Origin of the sequence: Mesorhizobium sp. LSJC280B00 (assembly GCF_000502835.1) — a bacterium.
Lineage (GTDB): Bacteria > Pseudomonadota > Alphaproteobacteria > Rhizobiales > Rhizobiaceae > Mesorhizobium.
This window is the reverse complement of sequence record NZ_AYVL01000041.1, coordinates 21,709-27,821: the sequence shown is the minus strand read 5'-3', so window position 1 is coordinate 27,821 and position 6,113 is coordinate 21,709. Positions and strand designations below refer to the sequence as shown.

7 protein-coding genes are annotated in these 6,113 nt (G+C 63.9%); 3 read left to right on the top strand and 4 right to left on the bottom strand.

Translation table 11 applies throughout. From position 1 onward, the window contains the following. Nucleotides 1-643 (top strand): GlxA family transcriptional regulator (locus tag X773_RS70555; protein ID WP_023680244.1); only part of this gene is annotated, 643 nt, incomplete at its 5' end. An 86-nt stretch (nt 644-729) separates the two neighbouring features. Here the strand turns inward: X773_RS70555 and X773_RS70550 are convergent. Both X773_RS70550 and X773_RS70545 read right to left on the bottom strand, forming a co-directional pair. After that, the gene (locus X773_RS70550) at nt 730-939 is read right to left on the bottom strand and encodes a hypothetical protein (protein WP_023680243.1); all 210 of its coding nucleotides are present in this window, start codon (nt 937-939) and stop codon (nt 730-732) included. Between the two features lie 166 nt (nt 940-1,105). After that, entirely contained in the window at nt 1,106-1,762 is a 657-nt protein-coding gene (locus X773_RS70545) for a class I SAM-dependent methyltransferase (protein ID WP_023680242.1), read from the bottom strand. Between the two features lie 93 nt (nt 1,763-1,855). On the opposite strand from X773_RS70545, the gene X773_RS70540 reads away from it, so the two are divergent. Continuing rightward, nucleotides 1,856-2,488, top strand: coding sequence for a TetR family transcriptional regulator (locus X773_RS70540; protein WP_023680241.1), 633 nt, complete (start codon nt 1,856-1,858; stop codon nt 2,486-2,488). A 132-nt stretch (nt 2,489-2,620) separates the two neighbouring features. Here X773_RS70540 and xylA read toward each other — a convergent pair whose 3' ends face one another. After that, a complete protein-coding gene (gene xylA / locus X773_RS70535; protein ID WP_031213015.1) occupies nt 2,621-3,946 on the bottom strand; it encodes a xylose isomerase in 1,326 nt (441 codons plus the stop codon). A gap of 110 nt (nt 3,947-4,056) precedes the next feature. Between xylA and X773_RS70530 the strand changes: the two genes are divergently transcribed. Beyond that, on the top strand, nt 4,057-4,419 hold the full coding sequence (locus tag X773_RS70530; protein WP_023680239.1) for a nuclear transport factor 2 family protein: 363 nt from the start codon (nt 4,057-4,059) through the stop codon (nt 4,417-4,419). Between the two features lie 209 nt (nt 4,420-4,628). Here the strand turns inward: X773_RS70530 and xylB are convergent, their stop codons facing one another. Next, nucleotides 4,629-6,083, bottom strand: a complete 1,455-nt coding sequence (xylB, locus tag X773_RS70525; RefSeq protein ID WP_023680238.1) for a xylulokinase — start codon at nt 6,081-6,083, stop codon at nt 4,629-4,631. Nucleotides 6,084-6,113 lie beyond the last annotated feature (30 nt).

Genomic DNA, 6,113 nt, shown 5'->3' with positions numbered 1-6,113 from the left:
ACGCGCCTGCGGCGGCGTCGAGGCCGGCACCTGGCTGGTTGCCCGCGCGGGTCTGCTGGAGGGGCGCAGCGCCACCACCCACTGGGAGGACATGGAGGATTTCTCGTCGGCCTTTCCCGGCGTCGACGTGCGCCCCGACCGCTACGTCATCGATGGCCCCGTGTTCACCACCGGCGGCGCCTCGCCGACCTTCGACCTGATGCTGCATCTGATTCGCACGCGGCTCGGCATGGCCGTGGCGCTAGATGTCGCGAGCGTCTTCATCTACGATCAGGCGCGCGCCGCGACGGACGCGCAACCGCTGGTCTCGCTCGGCCGTCTCGACGGCTACGATCCCAGGCTGGCGCAAGCCATTCGGCTGATGGAAGCGCATGTCGACCAGCCGCTGACTATCGCCGCCGTGGCAAAGCGCGCCGGGGTGACGGCACGGACGCTGGAAAGCATCTTTCGCAAGTCGATCGGCGAAACGCCCGGCGCTTATTACCTCAGGCTGCGCCTCGGCGCCGCGCGCCGGCTGGTGGTCGACACGCGCATCGCCATGGCGGACATTGCCGGGCGAACGGGGTTTTCGTCCGCCGCGGCATTTTCCAGAGCGTTTTCAAGAGCGTTCGGCGAAGCGCCGGTCAGGCTGCGTCGGGGATAATGCATGTCGCCCAAAAGCCTGGCCACGGGCTTGACCCGAGGGTGCGGAGCGGTTTTGGGATAACGACATGCATAGACAAAGGTAGATCAGGCAGCGTCCTGGCGGTCGCTGCTGCCGTCGATCTGCGAGCGCATCTGTCTCGCAAGATGGGTCTCGAAGCGGCTGGCGACCGCGCGATCCCATTCGTTTGCACTCAGCGCACCTTGTTTCGGGTGCGGCAGCGCCATCAGCCGGTCGATGATCGATCCAGCCTCGCCAGATGAGAGCAGGGCGTCGATTTCGCGTTCGTGCTGCATATCGTTTCGCCTCCTTCTTTCTGAATCCCGCCACGAACCACACTATAGGAGGTTCGTGACGGCTGTTTGAAGGCAAGAGCGAGGCGATTGATGGGCGATGCCGGGCAAAGTTTTGTCCGCCGCCGCCCATCTTGGGCACGATCGTTCCGGCAGGTCAGGCAGTGCTTCAGCCAAGCCGCATCGACAGTTCAACATCCTCGCCGAACGGCGTGGACATGTAGCCACTCCCGGTCGAGCGCACCCGCTCGAGGTATTCGGGGCAAAGATCTGCGTTGTCGGCAACGACGAAGGCGCCCGGCCTGAGGCGGCTTTCAACCAGACTCAAGATCTCGGGATAGAGCGCTTTGGCGCCGTCGAGCAGAAGCAGGTCGACCGTTTCGGGAAGATCGACGCTTAATGTTTGCAGCGCGTCTCCTTCGCGGATTTCCACCATGTCAATGAGACCGCCTGCTGTCAGGTTACTCCTCGCGCGCGCGACCTTGGATGGCTCGAACTCGCTGGTGATCAGGCGGCCGCCGCCATTGTCCCGCAAGGCTGCGGCAAGGTGCAGGGTCGAGATGCCGAACGAGGTTCCAAATTCAACGATCGTCCTTGCGCCGCTGCCTCGTGCCAGCATGTAGAGCAGCATGCCGGTCTCTCGCGAGACGGGAAGCCAGAGGTCCTTTAGCCGCCCATAGAAATCGAGGTATTCGGTCTTGCTTCGAATGAGGCGGCTCCGCTCCTCGGCCGAGAGTTCCGCCACTGCAGGGCTTGTTGCCGCAGCGGCTTCCTCGAACAGGCGGTCCAGCAGGGGCGCGAGCGGCGTTGTCGTCAGTGTGGTCATATCGGTCTCCAGTCGGAATTGAATGCGTTCTTGTGCGGCATTCAAAATACGACTAATCGTTCGCATTCACTAATCGCATTGGCGCGCCTCTCAATGAGCGATCACCGAAGTCCGCGGATTTCCTCGCGAAAACAGCCGAAGCAGGCCCGCTCGGCGGAGCTCGTCGCTGCGATTTTGCAGGCTGCTGTTCAGGTTTTGGCGAGGGAAGGCGCGCAGCGCTTCACCACGGCGCGGGTGGCCGAGAAGGCCGGCGTCAGCGTCGGATCGCTGTATCAGTATTTTCCGAACAAGGCGGCGATCCTGTTCCGGCTCCAGAGCGACGAATGGCGGCAGACGACCAGTTTGCTGCGCGATATCCTCGAGGATATCAGGAAACCGCCGCTTGACCGGCTGCGCGACCTGGTCCACGCCTTCCTCCGCTCGGAGTGTGACGAGGCCGCGGTGCGTGTGGCGCTCGACGACGCCGCACCGCTTTACCGCGACGCGCCCGAGGCGCAGACGGCAAGGGCGTCCGGAGACCGCACCATCCAGCTCTTCATGCAGGAGGCGTTGCCCAACGCCGCGCAAGCGACTCGCGAATTGGCCGGCGATCTGGTCATGACGACGCTCAGCACGGTGGGGAAGCAGTTCTCGGAGTTGCCCCGAACCCCCGCGGAGATTGAAGCCTACGCCGACGCCATGGCCGACATGTTCTGCGCCTACCTGAGAGGCCTCGATCACGGCTAAGACGCGCCAAACCCGGTCAGCGAACAGGCCACGCGAGTTTCACACGGGGCAAAACCTTCGTCGGTTCAGCCCCGCGGAAAGCCGTCTTTAGCCGGCGGCCGCTGAACAATGCGGCCATGAAAACGGTACGCCTCAGACGTACCGGTTGACGATGTTTTCGAGCAATTCCTGGCGGCCGGATCTGGGCTGCGGCTCGATCTTCTCTTTGACGACGCGCTCGGCGATTTCCTCGAGCGTGCGCTTGCCGGCAAGCATCGCCTTGGCCTCGGCCGAATCCCAGCCGGCATAGCGCTCGGCGAGCGGGGCGGACAGCGCCTTGTCCTCGACCATGCGTGCCGCTGCCTTGAGGCCGCGAGCGCAGCAATCCATGCCGCCGATGTGGCCAATCAGCAGGTCCTGCGGATCGAGCGACTGGCGCCTGAGCTTGGCGTCGAAATTGGTGCCGCCGGTCTTGAAGCCGCCGGCCTGCAGCACCTGATAGTAGGCGAGTGCCATCTCCGGTACATTGTTCGGGAACTGGTCGGTATCCCAGCCCGACTGGTAGTCGTTGCGGTTCATGTCGATCGAACCGAAAATGCCGAGCGCATTGGCCAGCGCCAGTTCATGTTCGAACGAATGGCCGGCCAGGATGGCGTGGCCCTGCTCGATGTTGAGCTTGACCTCGTTCTCCAGTCCGAAACGCTTGAGGAAGCCGTAGACGGTGGCGACGTCGTAATCGTACTGGTGCTTGGTCGGCTCCTGCGGCTTCGGCTCGATCAGGATGGTGCCTTCGAAGCCGATCCTGTGCTTGTAATCGACGACCAGGTTGAGGAAACGGCCGGCCTGTTCCTGCTCGCGGGCAAGGTCGGTGTTGAGCAGCGTCTCATAGCCCTCGCGGCCGCCCCACAGCACGTAGTTCTCGCCGTTCAGACGCTTGGTGACGTCGATGCAGTGTTTCACCGTCGCCGCCGAATAGGCAAAGACGTCCGGATCGGGATTGGTGGCGGCGCCTGACATGAAGCGGCGGTTGGAGAACAGGTTGGCCGTGCCCCACAACAGCTTGACGCCGGTCTGCTTCATCTTTCCCGAGAAGTAATCGGCGATCTCGTCGAGCCGCGCCGCACTTTCGGAAAAGTCCCGGCCCTCCGGCCGCACGTCGGCATCGTGGAAGCAGAAATAAGGCGCACCCAGCAGCGAAAACATCTCGAAGGCGACGTCGGCCTTGAGTTTGGCCAGCTCCATCGTGTCGGTACCGCCGGCCTTGGGGAACCATGGCCGGTCGAACGTCTGACCGCCGAACGGATCGCCGCCCGGCCAGGCGAAGGAATGCCAATAAGCGACGGCAAAGCGCAGATGGTCTTCCAGCCGCTTGCTGGCGACGATCTCGTCGGGATTGTAGAACCGGTAGGCCAGCGGATTGGTCGAATCCGGTCCCTCGTATTTGATCTGTTGGATGTCGCCGAAAAAACCGCTGCTCATGTTCTTTTCCTCTCGCATGGTTCGGCCTGATTACCTCAGGCATAATTGGTTTTGCGCTGAAGTTGGTCGAAAAGGCTCATGTCAAAGCCACCCAACGAAGGAGACAGACCATGACCGACCTCAACACCATTGCCGAAAACTACATCGCCGCTTGGAACGAGAGCGACGACGCGCGCAGAAAAGCCTTGCTCGAGGCAACCTTCACCGAGGACGTCGGCTATCGCGATCCGATCATGCAGGGCGACGGCCATGACGGCATCGCCGCGTTGATCGAAGGCGTGCAGCAGCGCTTTGCCGGCTTCAGGTTCTCGCTGAAAGGCAAGCCGGACGGCTTCGCGGATACCATCCGTTTCTCCTGGAACCTCGGGCCGGAAGGCGTCGAATCCGTCATCGAAGGCACCGATATCGGCGTCATCGAAAACGGCCGGCTGAAAAGCGTCACCGGCTTTCTCGACAAGGTGCCGGCGCAGTGAGGAAATCGCGGCAAAGCGGGGGCCAAGCACCCCCCTCTGCCCTGCCGGGCATCTCCCCCTCAAGGGGGGAGATTGGCTGGCCTTTCCGCCTTCGCCAATCACCGATCTTGCAAGACTGGCATAGCCGTCGACGCTGCTGATCTCCACCCTTGAGGGAGAGATGCCAAGTGGTGGCAAAGAGGGCAGGCCAGAAGGGGGTAAGCGCCGGCTCACGCGGTTACAGCCCTGATCGCCGGATAAAGCGCCCGGTAGCGCTGATAGGCATCTGCATAGGCACCGCCGAGGGCGGCGACCGGCTCGACCGTGGCGTCCGTCGCCGGCGCCGTGCACACGGCGCGCGGATCGGCGCCTGTCGCCGCGGTCAGGCCAAGTCGGGCCGCGCCAAAGGCAGCGCCGAAATCGCCGTCGGCTGGAATATCGATGGGCAGGCCAAGCGCTGTGGCGATGGCCTTCAGCCAATAGCGCGAGCGCGAGCCGCCGCCGATCGCCGTCACCCGGGTCAGCGTCGTGCCGGCTTTGGCCAGAGCTTCGAGGCTGTCGCGGAAAGCGAAAGCGACGCCTTCGAGCACGGCCTGGGTCAGTGCCGCGCGGCCGGATTCGTGGGCAAGCCCGGTAAAGGTGCCACGAATGGCGGAATCATTGTGAGGCGTCCGCTCGCCTGACAGGTAGGGCAGGAAGGAGACGCCGGTCGGCGCCTGCAGCGCATCGCCGAGTTCGGCGGTCAACTCGCCGGCGCTTTTTCCAGCGATCCCCGACAGCCAGTTCAGCGAATCGGTTGCCGACAGGATGACGCCCATCTGGTGCCAGGTGCCGGGCAGTGCGTGGCAGAAGGTATGCACGGCGCTTTCCGGGTTGGGCAGATAGGACGCGTTGGCGGCGAAAAGCACGCCCGACGTGCCGAGCGAGACGAACGCCTGGCCGGCGCCGACCGTGCCCATGCCGCAGGCCGAAGCCGCATTGTCGCCGGCACCGCCGGCGATCGGGATGCCCGCCTGCATGCCCCATTTGGCGGCCAATTCGGCGCGCAAGGCACCGGCCTTGGCCGTGCCTTCGACCAATGACGGCATCTGCCTTTCGTCGAGCGATGTGGCGGCGAGCAGTTCGGCGGACCAGGCTCGTCTGCCGACATCGAGCCACGACGTGCCAGCCGAATCCGACATTTCCGAAATATGCTCGCCGGCGAGCCAGAGCCGCAAAAAGTCCTTCGGCAGCAGGACCCTTGCCACCTTGGCGAAAACAGCCGGTTCGTTGTTCCTGACCCAGGCCAGCTTCGGCGCGGTGAAACCGGGAAAGACGATGTTGCCGGTCAGCTTGCGAAAGCGCGGGTCGGCATCGAGCGCGGCCGCCTCGGCGTGGCTGCGTGTGTCGTTCCATAGAATGCAGGGGCGCAGCACCTGGTCGGCTGCATCGAGCAGAGTGGCGCCATGCATATGGCCGGAAAGGCCGATGCCTTTGACCGCCGCGAGTTCCTTCGCATGCATTGACCGCAGCTCGCCGACCGCCGCTTCGCAGGCGCGGATCCAGTCGGCCGGGTTCTGCTCGGACCAGCCGGGATGCGGGCGCGACACGTCGAGCGGCGCATGGCCGGAACCGACGATGCTCTGCCTTGCATCGATCAGCAGCGCCTTGACGCCCGACGTGCCGAGATCGAGGCCGAGATACATGTTTCCTCCCATGTCCGTCATGCCTGGCGG

Bases quoted from the DNA above. Each gene is read 5' to 3' on its own strand.
- X773_RS70550 (WP_023680243.1), bottom strand. From the start codon at position 939: ATGCAGCACGAACGCGAAATCGACGCCCTGCTCTCATCTGGCGAGGCT.
- X773_RS70530 (WP_023680239.1), top strand. From the start codon at position 4,057: ATGACCGACCTCAACACCATTGCCGAAAACTACATCGCCGCTTGGAAC.
- xylA (WP_031213015.1), bottom strand. From the start codon at position 3,946: ATGAGCAGCGGTTTTTTCGGCGACATCCAACAGATCAAATACGAGGGA.
- X773_RS70545 (WP_023680242.1), bottom strand. From the start codon at position 1,762: ATGACCACACTGACGACAACGCCGCTCGCGCCCCTGCTGGACCGCCTG.
- X773_RS70540 (WP_023680241.1), top strand. From the start codon at position 1,856: ATGAGCGATCACCGAAGTCCGCGGATTTCCTCGCGAAAACAGCCGAAG.
- xylB (WP_023680238.1), bottom strand. From the start codon at position 6,083: ATGTATCTCGGCCTCGATCTCGGCACGTCGGGCGTCAAGGCGCTGCTG.